Source organism: Magnetospirillum aberrantis SpK (assembly GCF_011022235.1).
In the GTDB taxonomy this organism is placed as follows: Bacteria; Pseudomonadota; Alphaproteobacteria; order Rhodospirillales; family Magnetospirillaceae; genus Magnetospirillum; species Magnetospirillum aberrantis.
Map to the genome: position 1 here is coordinate 247,006 of NZ_JAAIYP010000038.1, position 15,417 is coordinate 262,422.

Here is a 15,417-nt window from a genome sequence, read left to right on the forward strand (position 1 = left end):
CGCCATGCTTTCTCGTCGTTCGCTGATCGGTCTGGTTGCCGCCGTCGTTTCCACCTTCGCCGTCTCCCTTCCGGCTCGCGCCGAAATGGAGACCGAGGCGCGCGCCTTCATCCAGAAACTGGCCGACACCGCCATGAACAACGTGGCGGTCAAGGGGATCAGCAACGAAGACCGCGCCAACCGGTTCCGTACGCTGTTCGTCGATACCTTCGATCTGCCCGAGATCGGCAAGCTGGTCCTGGCCCGTCACTGGCGCGTCGCCACCCCCGAGCAGCAACAGGAATTCCTGCGGCTGTTCGAGGATATCCAGGTCTACACCTGGACCCGGCGTTTCAAGGACTATTCCGGCGAAACCCTGGAAATCCTGGGGGTCCAACCCGAATCCGGCGGCGACTTCCTGGTGGATTCCCGCATGCTGCGCGAGAAGCTGGAGCCCATCGCCGTTTCGTGGCGGGTGCGCCGGGAAGGCGACGTCTTCAAGGTTCTGGACATCAAGGTTGAAGGCGCCTCCATGGCGCTGACCCACCGCTCCGAATATGGTTCTGTGATCCAAAGCGCCGGCGGCCGTGTCGACGGCCTGTTGCAGGCCTTACGGAAAAAGGTCGCGCAATTGCGTGCGGAAACCCTTGCCGCCGCCAATTGACGGCATCGCGCCAAAGACCATGAAAAAAGGCCGCTATGACGCGGCCTTTTTTCATGGCGTCACCGGGAACTCAATACCCGTAAGGTTTGTCCCCCCACACCAGACCGGCCACGTGCCGGCTGACGCATTTCATCAGGTCGTAGGACGGCCGCACGAATTGCAACGCTATCCAGTCACGGTTGACGAACCGCACCTCTCCTTTGCCGACGGCGATTCGCATCTCGGGCCAACGGGTCGAACGCAATTCGAAATCCAGAACCTGTCCCTTCCAGGTACGGCGCCCGGCCGGCAGCGGGATCTTCATGCCGCCGATGGAAATGTCCAGCACCTCGAACGTGTCGCCCTCGGTGACGGCCACCAGGCCCGTTCCCGGATGGCGGTCGTCGAAACGGCGATCCAACCTGCTGCGCATGTTCATGTGGCAATCCCCAAGATGCGCCCCGCATGCATGGCGCGTGGAAAAATCATACCCGTCCCCGCCCCCAAGGCCAAGAGTCCCTGGCGCTCCGGTTCAGCCGGCCCACCATCCGCCCCCTCAGGTGGTGCGGATTTTCTCGACCGTCTGGTTGAGACCGGATTTCAACACCTCGGCCTGATGGGCAAGGTCGGCCCCCGAACTCAACACATGCTCCGCGGCCAGACTGGCGGCACTGATAGCCTCGGACACGCCGGCGATGTTAAGCGACACCTGACGGGTTCCTTCGGCCGCCTGATGGACGTTGCGGGCGATTTCCTGGGTGGCGGCGCCCTGCTCCTCGACAGCGCTGGCGATGGCGGTGGTGACGGCGCTCATCTGACCGATAACCTTGGTGATGGCGCCCAGCGCCCCCACCGCCCGTCCGGTGGCGGCCTGAACTGCGTCGATCTGGGCGGTAATCTCCTCGGTGGCCTTGGCCGTCTGGTTGGCCAGATGCTTGACCTCGCCGGCCACCACGGCGAAGCCCTTGCCGGCCTCACCGGCGCGGGCCGCCTCGATGGTGGCGTTCAGCGCCAGAAGGTTGGTCTGGCCGGCGATGGCGGTGATGAATTGCACCACCTCGCCGATCTTGGTCACCGCATTGGACAATTCGGCTACACAGGTGTCGGCGGCGTTCGCGTCGTCAACGGCAGCGGCGGCGATGCGGGTGTTCTCGCTCATCTGGCGACTGATCTCAGTGATCGAGCCGGACAATTCCTCGGTGGCGGCGGCCACGGTCTGGACGTTGGCCGAGGCTTCCTCGGCGGCGCTGGCGACGGCGGTGGCACCGCCATGCGCCTGATCCACCATGGCGTTCAGGGTCGCGGCAGTGTCGTGCAAGCCCCCCGAAGCCCGCTTGACCACGTCGGCGACTCCGCCTAGCGCGTTTTGCAGGTCGTCGGCCACACGGTCCAAGGCTTGACGCCGGCCAGCCTCGGCCTGGGTCCGCAAAGTCTCCTGTTCATCGTGCAACGCCTTGTTCTCTTCGGCCTGGGCCTTGAACACCGCCACCGCACGCGCCATCTCGCCGACTTCGTCAGTACGGCCAGTAGACGGCACAACGACCTCCAGTTCGCCACTGGCCAGCCGCCGCATCACCGCAGTGATGCCCTCAAGCGGCAGGGCGATGCCGCGCGCCAGAACCAGCGCGACCACCAAACCGGCCGCCAGCACGCCGGCCACCACCGCCAGCGCCTTGTTGCGGGCGGCTGCGTATTGGTCGGCATACAGGCTGGAATCCATCACCAACTCGACCACCGCCGCCGGTTTGCCGGCATAATCCATGACCGGAGCGGCAACCGCCGTCACCGGCACACCGTCGCGGAAACCGCGCTTGAGAATCTGATGCCCGTCCAGCGCCTCGCGCCACTCGGTTTCACTGAAGAACGGCTCGGGCGCGGTCGAGGCCAGGGTCTTGTATTCCTCCTTGATGGTACCGCCTTGTTGTACCGCTGCGTTGGCAGCGTGCAAGGCGACCTCGACCCCGAATTGCTTCTTGAAGGTTTCGGCCAGATCCTTACCGAAATTCAGGCCGAACTCGACGGTGCCAAGATGCTTGCCGTCCTGGGTCACCGGCACCACCGCCCGCACGCCCATGCCGCCGACACCGTTTTCCAGGCCCAGGACGGCCTTGCCGTCACGGTTGGCCTCGACCACCGTCTTGCGGAAGCTGGACAGGTCGTCGCCGAATTTCTGAGGCATGTGGACACGCAGGAACGACAGGGCCGGTGGCGTGTGGAACTGCATCTGCGACACGCCGTAAGTCTTTTTCAACGCGGCGAAGGCATCGATGAACAATTGCCCCAAACGGTCGCGGTCGCGGGCGGCGAAGGCCACCTTGGCGTCCGGCATCTCGGCGACGAAACGGGCCAGCAAGGCGCCCGAATGGGTGCTGTCGGCAACCGCCCCGACAAAGGCGACCCGCGTGTTCTCCAATTCCCGTTCTTCGGCGATACGAATGGTATCGGCCAATTGCCCCAGCATCAGCGGCACCAGCAGCAAGGCCACCAGCGACAGCACGGCCAGGAACGACACGGCCAACCGGCCTTTGATGCCCATCCTCGTCATCCCCACCTCCAGACACGCTCCCCCCCACAAAGACAAGATAGTACAGAAAGCCCGTACAGCAAGTGATGCTATTGGTTAACAATCTTCCGACGTAGGTTCGACCACCAAAATATCCGCATCACCTTCCATGTCGCAGCCGTTTTCTTTGCGATAAATAGTGCGGCACGAAGAAATAAACTCAAAACGTGTGGCGCCAGCTTTCCTCCGATGCCTCGAACCAGGAACTTCGATGCTATGGAAGGCTGAACGGCGAACGGCCCGCCGGAAGTTTTCCGACGGGCCGTTCGCTGAAAGGTTTTACTTTCCTTCAGAATGCGGATGGGGCGAGCTTGAGAACATCCGGGGCGCCGGGTTTTTCCATATAGGAAAGACGCAGGATCGCCCCCATCTCCGGCGACGTTCCGTCGTCCTTCTTCTCTTCCTGCGGTGGCGTGGCCGGTTGTACCACCAGATGCAGCGCCACCATGTGTCCCTGGACGTCTGCGCCGCGGAAAACCAGGATGGAACCATCGGGAAGACGGGCGTTGAGCGCCATGCTGTCCTTGACGTAGGCACCCTTCCCCGCCAGATGGTCGCGTAGGGCGTTGGCGGTGGCGGCCACACGCTCCAGCCCGGCTTTGTCGCCGGGTGCCACCGTCCACACCACGTTCACCTGCATCAGCGCCTTGCTGGTGGCGCCCAGGATATAGGCGACCGACGCCGTGCCGCTGTCCGGCAACAGGTTCTTGGCCTCGGCCAGCAAGAAGCGGGTGCGTTCAACCGGATGGGTGTCCGCCTTGATGCTTTTGGCGTCGATTCCAAGATCCTTGGCGATCTTGGGCAGCAACTGGCTTTCGCTGTCACCGAACTGGGCCGACCGGAAACCGGTGATGGTCACGGTCGGTGCCTGGCTCTGGCTTGGGGTTTCCTTATCCTTGGCGGCAGCCTGGGCCGGCACGCCGATCAGCGTACCAACCAGAACCACCGCCACCGTGACGATGCGGCAAAAGCTTCGTGTCGTCTTCATATCTGGAAACAGCCTTAGAAATAGACGATGCCGGACAACCACAACTGGTTGTTTTCCCGAAGGCCGTTGGCGTTGTTGCCGGAAGTGCTCTCACCGTTGTTATCGCCAAGCGTGCGCGCCCAGGAGGCGCGGATCGCGTAGATGTTGGCAAGCGACAGGTTCAGGCCGACGCCGGCACCGGACAGGTTGTAATAGTTGCGGCCGGTGGCCGAGGTCACGTCGCCCTGCCAGCGGGAACGGTTCCATTTGATGCCACCCGCATCGTAGAAGGTGACCAATTGCAGCATGCCGATCGGCAGATCGACCGGCACGTCGTAGCGCAATTCGATGTTGGTCAGCCAGCCGACATCGCCCGAGCCTTCACCCACCGGATAGGCACGGATGCCCGAGGGGCCGCCCAGGATGAGCTTTTCCGACGAATCCAGGTTCTTGTCGGCGAATTGGCCGTTGAACGACCCGAACAGCGAGAAATCCGAGGTCAGACGCTGAAGGCGCGCCGCCGACAGGTTGAGCTTGTGGAAAGTGCCGGTCGAATGGGCCGAAGCGGCGTCGGTGGTTTCATCCGATTCCATGCGCGACCGGTCCAGACGGCCGATGGTGGTGCTGAGCGTGGCGGTGCTGAGGCCGCCGCCGCCCAACGAGTCGAAATTACTGACGGTCAGGCTGGGTTGCCAATCCGCCACCCGGCGGTCGCTGGTGACCACGGCGGTGGTCTTGTCGGTCAGCACCTTGTAGGTGTAGCCCAAGGCACCGCTGACGTTCAGCATGCGGGTGCGGATGATCGGGTAGCTGGCGCGGATGTCGTAGGTCTTGGCCAGACCGGAATTGACCAGACCGACGTTTTCCTTGCCGATCTTGTAATGCATGTTGGTGTAGGAACCGGACAGCCGGAGGCCGCTGGTGCCGAGCGGCAGGCTGTAGCCAAGCTGCTCCATCCACAAACGGTCGGCCAGGGTGCCCGAGACGCTCAACTGGTCGCCCAACGCGAACGGACTGTTCAGCGCGGCATTGGCGATCTTGCGGAAGCCGCCGGTATAGCGGTTGCCGTAATTGTCCAGATTGACGGCGCCGCTGTACCAGCTGCCTTCGGTGACATCCACCAAGACACGGGTGGAATTGGCTTCCGCACCGCGTTCCAAGGTGGTCTTGGCGCTGACCGCCGGCAGGTCGTTGAGCAACAGCACGCCGCGCTCGAATTCATACTGACCGGGAGTTCCGCCGTCCTGCGGCAAGGCACCGTCCACGAACGCCTTGGCGGTATCGTTGGAAATGCGGTTCTCGCCACCACGCACGACCACGCCGCTGCTCTCGACATGACCACGGATCACCGCGATCTCGATCTCGCCGTCCGTCACGTCCTGGCGCGGCAGATAAGCTTGAACCAACGGCCAGCCCTTTTCGCGCAAATAGGCGGTGACGGCATTGGCCACTTCCTGAAGCTGGTTGAAGGTCAAGGACTTGCCCACATAGGGCTGCACCAGTTGGTTCAGTTCCTCCTCGGTGGCCAACCCCTCGATGTCGGTGAAGCGGAAAGCCTTCACCAGTACCTGACGGGCGTCGGCATCGGGCACGCCGACCGGCAAGTCCTTGCTTTCCGGCTGCGGCAGACGGTCCGGCAGACGGGCGGGGCGCTGCTGTTGCTCGTTCAGCAACTGTCCCGAATCGGGCGATGCCGCCAGCGCGGGCAGCGCCACCAGGGACGCCGCCGCGACCATCAGCCCACGACGAAAATTAAGGGACATGTGCGGCATCGCCTTTTTCCTTTTGCTCATTTCCTGTTGTCTCACTGGGCCGGAGTGATCATGACGGCCTTGACGTCACCGACCGAGGTTCCCAAGCCCTGTCGGGCCAGCGCCAGCCCGACCAGCATGGTGGTTTGCGGATCGGCCGCCTGAACGGCGTCGGCGGGCATCGAGATCACCAACACGCCTTCGGCCGAAACACCGACCGAGATCGGAACGTTGCCCAGGCCGGGAACGTCGATGGCAGCCACCACCGGGTCGCCGACCAGGGTCGGCGCGGCGGCTGGCGGCGCCACCGTGGCGGTGCCGGTCGTGGCGGTCATGGTGGTGCCCTGGTGCACCACGTTGAAATCGCCCTTGGCCTGGACACCCTGACCGTTGGCCACGAACAGCGTCAAACCGGTGGAGTTGTTGCCGGCCGGATCGGCGGCGACGTTGGCCAGGGCCGGCACGTCCACCGACATGGCACCGCCGCTGACGCTCACGGTCATGGCCGAGGTGGCGCCACCCGACGACACGGTCATGGGCGTGGATGCCGTCCCAGCGGGCGCCGTGCCTTGGGTTTGCGGCGCCGGAGCCTGCGGCGCGGGAACGGCAGTCCCGGTGGTGGGCGCCGGAACCGTGTTGTTGAACACCACCTGGTTGTTGGCGGCGCTGACCAGCGTCGAGGTGCCGGTGCCGGCGCCGACCTGTTGCGCGGCCTGGGTCGTGCTCCCGGAGGAGGTATTGGTGCTGGTGCCGGTGATGCCGGTCTGGACGCTGACCAGGCTGGAGGTGTTGGTCGGCGGCGTGGTGATGGCGAAATCCGCGCCGACGAAGGTGACGGCGTAATTGGCGCTGGCCGCCAAGGTTCCCTGGCTGATGGCGTAGTCGCCGTTTTCCTCACCGACGGCGCGGGTCAGGCTGCCGCTCAAGCTGTCATTGTTGACCAAGGCGGTCTTGGAGCCGTTGCCGGTATAGCTGACCGAATAAAGCAGGGTCGGGTCCAAGTCGCCTTTGTGTTTCTGCTGGTTGCTGTTGGCGGTGATGGTGATCGGCCGCGCGACGACGTTATAGGTGTTGCCGACGTAAGTGATGTTGTAGTTGCTGTTGCCCAAGGTACCTTGGGTGATGTTGTAGTTGCCCACCGTCGCGGTGACGCCGCCGCCGTTCAACGAACCGCTCAGCGCGCCGGTGCCACCAGTTCCGGTGTTCACCAGGGACCCCGAGGTCACGGTGTAGGTCAGCACGCTGTCGGCGTCGCCGTACACCTTGGTCTGCGCCGCGTCGGCGGTGATGGTGATGGCCCGCTGGTTGACCGTGTAGCCGTTGGTGCGGGTGCTGTTCACCACCTTGTAGCCCATGACGTAACCGTTGTACTTGGGCACCAGGTACTGGGTGGCATCGGTGGTGGTGTCGCTGGCGATGTACGAGATGTCGTAGGTGCCGACGTTCGAATTGCTGGTGGCGGTGCTGCTGTAGCGGGCGGTGCCGGTCATGGTGCCGCTGTCGCCGCCGTTGGCGGTGTACCAGCCGCTGGCGCCATAGCCGCTCAGGCTGGGGGTATTGCCATAGGTGCCGCTTTGACCGTTGTCGGGCGTGATGGTCAAGGTCGGCTGGGCGCTGTACAGGAAGCCGTTCAGGCCTGCGGTCGAACCGGTGCTGCCCGGAAGGGTGCGGCCGAAGCTGCCGTTGTCGTAATTGTAGCTGGAATCGGCGGAGCGGAAGAAGTCCCAGGCGTAATAACGGAAGGTGTGCGCCTGGCTGCCACGGGAATTGCCGCCGGTTTCCGGGGTCTGGGAATAGACCAGCCAACGGCTGTTCGTCGCCGACAGCGCCGACGAATTGTAATTGTTGTTGAAGTAGCGCCCGGCCACCAACACCACGGCCGCGCCCATGCGGTCGTTCATGTCGGTGGGGGTGGTGCCGTTCATGGCGGTGTAGGTGCCACTGCTGCTGACCCCGGCGGAAAGCGAGAGGTCGGTGGTGGTGTTGAGGTAAACCCGCTGCGACCCGCTGACCCCGTTCGCCGACACCGTCGAGAACGGCGAACTGTCCCACGCCGTGGCGCCGGAGATGGTGTAAGCGGAAAGGCTGCTGACCGTCAGCGCACCGCTGTTGATCAGTTCCACCGTGCCGGCCGAGGCCGCCAGCGTCTGGACCGAGTTGGTGGCGGTGGCGCTGGTGTTGTCCTTGCCGGCGGCCAGCTTGAAGGTGCCCGATCCGGTCAGCAGCAGCGACGGCGCGGTGATGGCCCCGTTGCCGTCGACGGTGCCGTCGCTTTGCAGCGTCAGTTGCTTGCCGCTGCCCACCGACAGGTTGCCGGCCAGCGAGATGTTGCCGTTCCCCACGCTCAGGGTGGTGCTGGGGTTGAAGCTGGCGCCGTTGACGGTGATGGTGCCGGTGTTGGCGTTGCCGCCGATCACCAAGGATCCGATCGAGGACGCGAACACCCCCAGCTTGGCGGTGTCGAGGAACAAGGTGTTGCCGGGATCGACGTCGGTACCGGTGATCGAGATGCCACGGCTGGCGGTGTTGGTGCGCAGGCCGACATAGGTGCCGGTCACCGTGCCGGCGTCGCCGTTGAACTGCATGGTGTCGGCACTGAACACGCCGGTCGTGCCGACCGAAATGGCGATGGCGCCGCTGTTCTGGATCAAGGCGGCGGCCGCGCCGGCACTTTTCGCGTCGACCTTGACGTAGGTGGCGTTGCTGGTGCTGATGCCCGAAACGCCCCCCACCGTGCCGATCACCAGATCTTCGCTGTCACGGTAGTAAAGGGTGTTGGCCTGGGCCGCCAGAACGTCGATGTTGTTGCCCGACTGACGGAAGTCGAAGGTCCAGGACGTGGCGCTGGTATTGCTTTGCATCAGCACGTTCTTGGCGGTCAACGCCCCGGCGGTCTGTCGGGCGTGACCCAGGCTCACCAGTTTCAACGTGCTGTTGGCCGCCGAATTGGTCAGGTTGCCGGCGATGTCGATGCCGTAGCTGGCGTCGCTGCCCGACGAACCGGAATGGGACGTCGTACGGTAATCGGCCTGCCATCCCAGGTAAACGGTATGCCAGCAGGTGCTTTCGCCGCAGGCATAGGATGCCGAATGCCCACCGTCATATTCGGTGTAATAGGTGCTTGACCCGCTGCCGGCGGTGCCACGGCGGCCGTCGATGGTCGCCGTCGGCGCATCGAAGGTGACGTTGCCATCTTGCTGATAGCCATCGGCGCCGCTGCCGCCGGTGGCGACACCACCGGTATTGCTGGTGGTCGCATCACCGCCATTGCCGCCGGTCGCGGTGATGGTCGCGGCGGTGGTGGCGGTGATGTTGACCGCGGCGCCCGCATCCACCAGGACACCATAGACACCGTTGCCGGCAACCGCACGCGATCCCGAATCACCATTGGCGCCGGTATTGGGCAGGGCGGGACCGGCGGCGGCAGTGTTGGTGGCGTTGCCGCCACGGCCGCCGACGCCGGTCACGGTGATATTGGTGCCGCTGAGATTCACCGTCCCACTGAACTGGACACCATAGCCGGCTGTGCCGCCGGCATTGACGGTGCCGCCGTAACTGTTGGCGCTGTTGGCGACGACATTGTAGCCATTGCCGGAGATGACCAAGTCGCCGGTGACGCTGATGGTGACGGCACTCAGAACCACGCCGGCACCGCCGCTGGCACTGTTGGCCCCCGTGCCGACCAAGGTCAGGCTATGACCCGAGGTGCTGATGATGTTCGAACTGACGGTCAAGGTCCCGGTATCGCTATAGACGACGTCTGTGGTCACCATGTTGTCAACGATAATGGCTGCCTGAGCGGCGTCGATGGTCGAGTTGGTGGGGTCGATCAGCCATTGGCCAGCCGCGCCGTTGCTGGCGCCGGCATCGACTCGCAACACGCCCATGGTCAGTTGGTGACCCGAAGTTTCGATAAACCCGCCATCGCCGCCGACAGCACCGCCACGGGCGGTGATGGTGCCGCCGACATTGGTCACGCCGTCCGACCACACGACGACCGAGCCGCCGTCGCCGTTCTGGGTGGCGTCGGCGTGGATGGCCGCACCCTCGGCGACGGACACGTTCTGGGCGTTGGCGATGGTCGCGTCCTGACCCTGGACGCCGCCGCCGATGCGGATGGTGCCGCCGCCGGCCGCGCCCGAGGCGTCGATCACCGCGTCGGCCGCCACCGCGACGTCATGACCGGTGACGTCGATGGCGCCGCCGGTCTGACCGGCGGCGGTGCCCTGGGCGCTCAGGGTGCCGGACACCTGGACCGTTCCGGCGGTACCGCCGTCCAGTACGATACGGCCGTTCTTTTCCGACAAGGTGTTGGCGCGGATGGTGCCGGTATTGTTGATCACCGTGTCCAACAGCGCCGTGGCGCTTTGCGCGGACATGGCGGCGACGCCGCCATCGGCGACGACCACCCCCTTGTTTTCCACCAGGGCGTCGAACGTGCCCTGGTCCACCTTGACGTTCAACAGGCCGTCGCCGACGAAGTCCAAGGTGACGCCGCCGGCCGCCGCCAGAGCGACGCTGCCGCCCGACGCATTCAGCGTGCCCTCGTTGCTGACCTGAGAGGCGATCAGGGCGATCACGCCGCCGGGGGCGGCGTTGATGGTGCCCTGGTTGACCACCGCGCCGGCACCGTCACCGCCGGTGAAGACGTGACGTCCCGCCAGGAAGTCGGCGTTGGACAGGTTCAGGGACGACGCCACCACGCCGCCGACGTTGACCTGGGCACCCTGGCCGAAAACGATGCCGTTGGGGTTGATCAGGTAGACCTGACCGTTGGCGCTGAGCGAGCCCATGATCTGGGAGACGCCCCCCAGCACGCGGTTCAGCGCAACCGCCGAGGTGCTGGGCTGGACGAATTGGACGCTGGCGCCCGAACCGATGTTGAAGGTGTTCCAGGTGGCGATCATCTGACCGCTGTTCTGGGTCACCGTCATGGAACTGCCCGACTGGCTGATGCTGCCCGAACCGGCGGTGATCTGGCCCCCGGTCGGCAGTGCGTTGCTGGCCACCTGGGCCAGCGCCTCGGGTGAGGTGACCAACACCACCACAGCCACGGCGGCGGCATTCTTCAGACGACGGCGACGCTTTTGCTTACCGCCACTCGACACACGCTCTGGAACAGGAACAAAGGCCTGAAGCTGGTGACTCCAGATGACGTTGAAAACGTGATTCATGACCTTTGCCCTCACCCTTAGCCATTAGTTCCTTTTGGACATCACATCAGGCGATTTTGACCTTGTCTGCACTGCTACTTTCGTCGCATGCGAAGTCGCCACGGCAACACATCGCGAAAAGCAACAAATAAACAAGACCATGCTTTGCGTCACACAGACATACGCAGGATCGACACAAAACGTCACAAGTCAAAACTTGCGCACAATGCGTTTAAAGCCCAAAAACCCCATGGATTTTTCTACGTTTTTTCCGCTTCATTGAGTAGCTTTTTCAATATACGCAAGATTGTCGCTCTTATACGTGATCTGGAACAATCAATTCCAAGTTGAATAGCCGCCAAGCGGCTTTTGTGGTTTTGGGAATTCATGCCGCCTTGCGGGAGCAAAAGATCATGGCAAACGCCTATAGAAAAATAAAATTCACCTGGCCAGAGGGCGCAAACGACTTACAAATCGATCCACTCTCAGACGATTCTGACAGCGATCTGCTGCACGCAAGCACACCAGAGTGCGATATCTTCTTTACGAAGATTGATATGTCTTTCGGAATATCAATTTTTAGATCAGTTCATACGTTTAAGAAGCATAGTGACGATGGCCTGATAGAAATAGGGAAGGTCACAAGTGACCTGTCAGGCGGGTCACTTATGGTGCAAAGCGTAGACAAGGGGCGCATTCTACATGATGAGATGCATCCAAATACAGCTTTGGAATACAAATGTGGATACGATTTATTCAGATTCGCAGATCGTGCAGAAATGATACCCAGCGTCTCTCAGGCTGAAGACTGCACAATGACGTCACTGACAATCAGCCACTCCACCCTGATAAGCCTGCTGGGAGCGGATTGCGTTGAACGAATGCTGTCGGCATTGGGGCTCCTACCCTCGCCGAAAGTATTGGTTCACCCCATGCCGGCCTCGGTCAGCCGCCATTTGCACGAATTGATTCCCACAGGCATGACGGGCCCGCTGCGACGACTGGTCTGTCAGGCGCGGGCACTGGAATACCTGTCGGCCTTGCTGACCCATTTGGGATGTGCCGAAAATGGCGAGGAGAATTCACCCAGCCGCCGACGCGCGCGCAAGGTTTTCGACATGTTGTCGCAGGTGCCTGGAAAGTTGCCGTCACTCGACGAGATCGCAGCGGAATTCAACGTTTCCGCCCGAACGCTGAACGCCGAATTCAAGGCCGCATACGGTCAGCCGATCCATACACTCATGACGGATTTGCGCCTGAACGAAGCCCATGCCGCCATCAAGGCAAGCACCATCCCGCTCAAGACCTTGGCGCAGCAATTGGGCTACACCCACACCCATCATTTCCTGACGGCGTTCCGCCGCAAATTCGGATACCCCCCCAGCGCCCTTCGCAAGAAGTGACGCTCGCCCCAAGGGGTATCACTGGGGATCGCTGCGTTCGATGAAGCGGCGGACCGAAAGCGGCAAGCGATGCTTGACCGCGTTCAGGGCGCGCGACATGGGCGGCACCGCACGACGCAACGCCGTTACCCCGCGCCGCGCCATCTTCGACCCGCGCGCGGCGAAATAAAGGCCGATGGCGAACAGCACGAAACCGATAGGCACCGGCGACGGCACCGCCGCGATGCCGGCGGCGATAAACGCCAGCGCCAGCACCAGCCAGACCGCCCGTTTGGCGACCACCGTCCAGCGGCGGCGCATCCGCCGCACCGGGTCCGGCGGCAATTGTCCGTAAAGCCGGCGGTCGCTCACGACGCCCTCTCTTGTGACGGACGGGCGCAACCACCAAAGCAGGCGAAATCGTTGCGAGACATTAACGAAGTCGGGGTCAGGGTCTCACCTCGATGGCGGTGGTCCGCATCTGGGGGGGCCGCCCCGGCCGTTCCCAGATGACGACAGCCTGATAACGGCCAATCACCCAACCGGAAACCGGGCGTTTCTTGCCCGAAGCCGCCATCCGCCATGCCTGGTCGCGATCCAGCGCAATGGTTTGCTCCAGCAAGGTCGAGCCGTCGGGCGCGGTCAGCCGAACCCCCAGACGGTCGCCGCCCTTGACCCCGAACAAGGTCGCCCAGGCGACCAGGGCCGGCGCGTCTGGGGTCACGACGGCAAGCCCTTGGGCATGCCGCTTGACCTCGTCCGCCGTGGGAAGATGGTCGGCGAAACCCACCGCATACAGGTCGCCCGCCTGATACGGCAGGCTTTGCCCCCACAACGGCTTCGGCGGCTGGCCGCAACCGGCCGACAACAGGGCTCCGGTGAAAGGATCGACAGGAACCCCCTCGGTCTTTCCCGGCGCGAAACGAAGCAGCCCGACATGGATATGGGGGAACTCGGTCATGCCCGACAAGCCGACAAGCCCCAAGGGTTGGCCGGCGGCGACCATGTCGCCCACCTTGACCCGGATCGAGCCTTGCCGCATGTGGCAATAATCGGTGACCCAGCCGTCGCCATGGGCGACCGCCACCCGGTTGCCGCATTCGCGCCGCGCCGCCTTGACCTCGTCCTTGCGGCCGGCCAGCCAAAGACCGTCCTCGACCTCGTCACGGGCAGCCACCACCTTGCCGGCCGCGACCGCCAGCACCGGCACTCCAGCCTCCAGCGCCTCGCGGTCGCGCAAGGCGATGTCCACGCCGGTATGGCCGTCATAGGACCGGGGGGCGCAGGTGTAATCGCGACTGCCGGGACCGGGATCGGAATCGGGATAGTTGGCGATCCAGCAATCCTCGCCCAGCCGACAATCGAGCGGCAGGCGAAGACTTGGCGGATCGGCCAAGGCGGGAGCGGCCACCAGGACCAGCAGAAGGGCGAGAAACATGCGCATGGTTTGACCATAGCGCAAATAAGAGCGGCCCCTCCATCCCGCAAGGGACGAAGGGGCCGCTTTTCACAAAGCTCTCAAATATGCAGGGCGCGACCCAGAACGGCCAGACAGGCTTCCTTGACCGCCTCGCCCAGGCCCGGATGGCTGTGGCAGGTCCGGGCCACATCTTCCGACGCCGCACCGAATTCCATGGCCATCACCAGTTCGGCCAACAGGTCGCCGGCATTGGGACCGACGATGTGGGCACCCAGCACGCGGTCGGTGGTGGCGCAGGCCAGCACCTTGACGAAACCCTCGGTCTCGTTCATGGAGCGTGCGCGGCCGTTGGCGGTGAACGGGAACTTGCCGGCCTTGTAGGCGATGCCTTCGGCCTTCAACTGTTCCTCGGTCTTGCCGACCGCGGCCACTTCCGGCCAGGTGTAGACCACCGCCGGAATGGCGTCGTAGTTCACATGGCCATGCTGGCCGGCCAACATCTCGGCCAGGGCGACGCCCTCTTCCTCGGCCTTGTGCGCCAGCATGGCGCCGCCGACCACGTCACCGATGGCGTAGATGCCGGGGACGCTGGTCTGATAATGACCGTTGACCGGAATGAAGCCACGGGCATCGGTGGCGATGCCGACGTTCTCGAGCCCCAGCCCCTCGGTGTAGGGCTTGCGGCCAATGGCGACCAACACCACGTCGGCCTTGATCTCTTCGGCGGCTCCGCCAGCGGCGGGCTCCACGGTCAGGACAGCGTGCTTGCCCGCCTTCTTGGCGCTGGTGACCTTGGTCCCCAGCTTGAAGGTGAAGCCCTGCTTGGCCAGGATCTTGTGCATGGACTTCGACACCTCGCCGTCATTGGTCGGCAAGATGCGGTCCAGGAACTCGACCACCGTCACCTCGGCGCCCAGACGGCGCCACACCGTGCCCAGTTCCAGGCCGATGACGCCGCCACCGATGACCACCATGGTTTTCGGCGTCTTCTTCAGCGCCAGCGCGCCGGTGGAAGAGACGATCACCTCTTCGTCGATCTCGACACCCGGCAGGGGCGTGACGTCGGAACCGGTGGCGATGACGATGACCTTGGCCGTCACCTGGCTCTCGGCGCCGTCCTTGGCGGTGACCTTGACCTGACCCGGCGCGGTGATGGTGCCGGCGCCGACGATGTAGGTCACCTTGTTCTTCTTGAACAGGAACTCGATGCCCTTGGTGTTGTCGGACACCACCTTGTCCTTGTGACCCTGCATGGCGGCCACGTCCATCTCGACCTTGCCGACCTTGACGCCGAAAGCGCCGTAATGGTGGGCGGCGGCCTCATAGGCATGGCTGGCCGACAACAGGGCCTTGGACGGAATGCAGCCGACGTTCAGGCAGGTCCCGCCGAGCGCGCCGCGCTTTTCAACGCAGGCGGTCTTGAGGCCCAACTGGGCGGCGCGGATGGCGGCGACGTAGCCGCCGGGGCCACCACCGATGACAACGACGTCGAAAGTGTTCTCGGACATGGTTTCCAGTCCCAATTCTTATTGAACCACAGAGACACAGAGGCACAGAGA

The 15,417-nt window shown here is 63.7% G+C and carries 10 protein-coding genes; 2 read left to right on the forward strand and 8 right to left on the reverse strand.

Features of this window, described 5'->3' with window-relative positions; all coding sequences use genetic code 11:
• Positions 1 to 4 precede the first annotated feature (4 nt).
• Entirely contained in the window at positions 5 to 643 is a 639-nt protein-coding gene (locus tag G4223_RS12270) for an MlaC/ttg2D family ABC transporter substrate-binding protein (RefSeq protein ID WP_163679906.1), read from the forward strand.
• Between the two features lie 70 nt (positions 644 to 713).
• Here the strand turns inward: G4223_RS12270 and G4223_RS12275 are convergent, their stop codons facing one another.
• The 5 genes from G4223_RS12275 to G4223_RS12295 all read right to left on the reverse strand — a co-directional run bounded on the left by G4223_RS12275 (position 714) and on the right by G4223_RS12295 (position 11,077).
• A complete protein-coding gene (locus G4223_RS12275; RefSeq protein WP_163679909.1) occupies positions 714 to 1,061 on the reverse strand; it encodes a PilZ domain-containing protein in 348 nt (115 codons plus the stop codon).
• Between the two features lie 117 nt (positions 1,062 to 1,178).
• A complete protein-coding gene (locus G4223_RS12280; RefSeq protein ID WP_163679912.1) occupies positions 1,179 to 3,158 on the reverse strand; it encodes a methyl-accepting chemotaxis protein in 1,980 nt (659 codons plus the stop codon).
• 316 nt (positions 3,159 to 3,474) lie between these two features.
• Positions 3,475 to 4,173 carry a hypothetical protein gene (locus G4223_RS12285; RefSeq protein WP_163679915.1) on the reverse strand — a complete coding sequence of 233 codons (699 nt, stop codon included), beginning with the start codon at positions 4,171 to 4,173 and terminating at the stop codon, positions 3,475 to 3,477.
• A 14-nt stretch (positions 4,174 to 4,187) separates the two neighbouring features.
• Positions 4,188 to 5,924, reverse strand: coding sequence for a ShlB/FhaC/HecB family hemolysin secretion/activation protein (locus tag G4223_RS12290; protein ID WP_163679917.1), 1,737 nt, complete (start codon positions 5,922 to 5,924; stop codon positions 4,188 to 4,190).
• Between the two features lie 32 nt (positions 5,925 to 5,956).
• Entirely contained in the window at positions 5,957 to 11,077 is a 5,121-nt protein-coding gene (locus G4223_RS12295) for a two-partner secretion domain-containing protein (RefSeq protein WP_163679919.1), read from the reverse strand.
• Positions 11,078 to 11,469: 392 nt separating this feature from the next.
• Here G4223_RS12295 and G4223_RS12300 point away from each other — a divergent pair, with 392 nt between their 5' ends.
• Positions 11,470 to 12,459 carry a helix-turn-helix transcriptional regulator gene (locus tag G4223_RS12300; RefSeq protein ID WP_163679921.1) on the forward strand — a complete coding sequence of 330 codons (990 nt, stop codon included), beginning with the start codon at positions 11,470 to 11,472 and terminating at the stop codon, positions 12,457 to 12,459.
• A gap of 18 nt (positions 12,460 to 12,477) precedes the next feature.
• Here the strand turns inward: G4223_RS12300 and G4223_RS12305 are convergent, their stop codons facing one another.
• The 3 genes from G4223_RS12305 to lpdA all read right to left on the reverse strand — a co-directional run bounded on the left by G4223_RS12305 (position 12,478) and on the right by lpdA (position 15,366).
• On the reverse strand, positions 12,478 to 12,810 hold the full coding sequence (locus G4223_RS12305; protein ID WP_163679923.1) for a hypothetical protein: 333 nt from the start codon (positions 12,808 to 12,810) through the stop codon (positions 12,478 to 12,480).
• A 76-nt stretch (positions 12,811 to 12,886) separates the two neighbouring features.
• A complete protein-coding gene (locus G4223_RS12310; RefSeq protein ID WP_163679927.1) occupies positions 12,887 to 13,882 on the reverse strand; it encodes a M23 family metallopeptidase in 996 nt (331 codons plus the stop codon).
• A 74-nt stretch (positions 13,883 to 13,956) separates the two neighbouring features.
• On the reverse strand, positions 13,957 to 15,366 hold the full coding sequence (lpdA, locus tag G4223_RS12315; RefSeq protein WP_163679929.1) for a dihydrolipoyl dehydrogenase: 1,410 nt from the start codon (positions 15,364 to 15,366) through the stop codon (positions 13,957 to 13,959).
• Between the last annotated feature and the right edge of the window lie 51 nt (positions 15,367 to 15,417).

What these genes read in the sequence shown, in the direction of transcription:
- G4223_RS12270 (WP_163679906.1), top strand. Translation starts at nt 5, where the DNA reads ATGCTTTCTCGTCGTTCGCTGATCGGTCTGGTTGCCGCCGTCGTTTCC.
- G4223_RS12275 (WP_163679909.1), bottom strand. Translation starts at nt 1,061, where the DNA reads ATGAACATGCGCAGCAGGTTGGATCGCCGTTTCGACGACCGCCATCCG.
- G4223_RS12280 (WP_163679912.1), bottom strand. Translation starts at nt 3,158, where the DNA reads ATGGGCATCAAAGGCCGGTTGGCCGTGTCGTTCCTGGCCGTGCTGTCG.
- G4223_RS12285 (WP_163679915.1), bottom strand. Translation starts at nt 4,173, where the DNA reads ATGAAGACGACACGAAGCTTTTGCCGCATCGTCACGGTGGCGGTGGTT.
- G4223_RS12290 (WP_163679917.1), bottom strand. Translation starts at nt 5,924, where the DNA reads ATGCCGCACATGTCCCTTAATTTTCGTCGTGGGCTGATGGTCGCGGCG.
- G4223_RS12295 (WP_163679919.1), bottom strand. Translation starts at nt 11,077, where the DNA reads ATGAATCACGTTTTCAACGTCATCTGGAGTCACCAGCTTCAGGCCTTT.
- G4223_RS12300 (WP_163679921.1), top strand. Translation starts at nt 11,470, where the DNA reads ATGGCAAACGCCTATAGAAAAATAAAATTCACCTGGCCAGAGGGCGCA.
- G4223_RS12310 (WP_163679927.1), bottom strand. Translation starts at nt 13,882, where the DNA reads ATGCGCATGTTTCTCGCCCTTCTGCTGGTCCTGGTGGCCGCTCCCGCC.
- lpdA (WP_163679929.1), bottom strand. Translation starts at nt 15,366, where the DNA reads ATGTCCGAGAACACTTTCGACGTCGTTGTCATCGGTGGTGGCCCCGGC.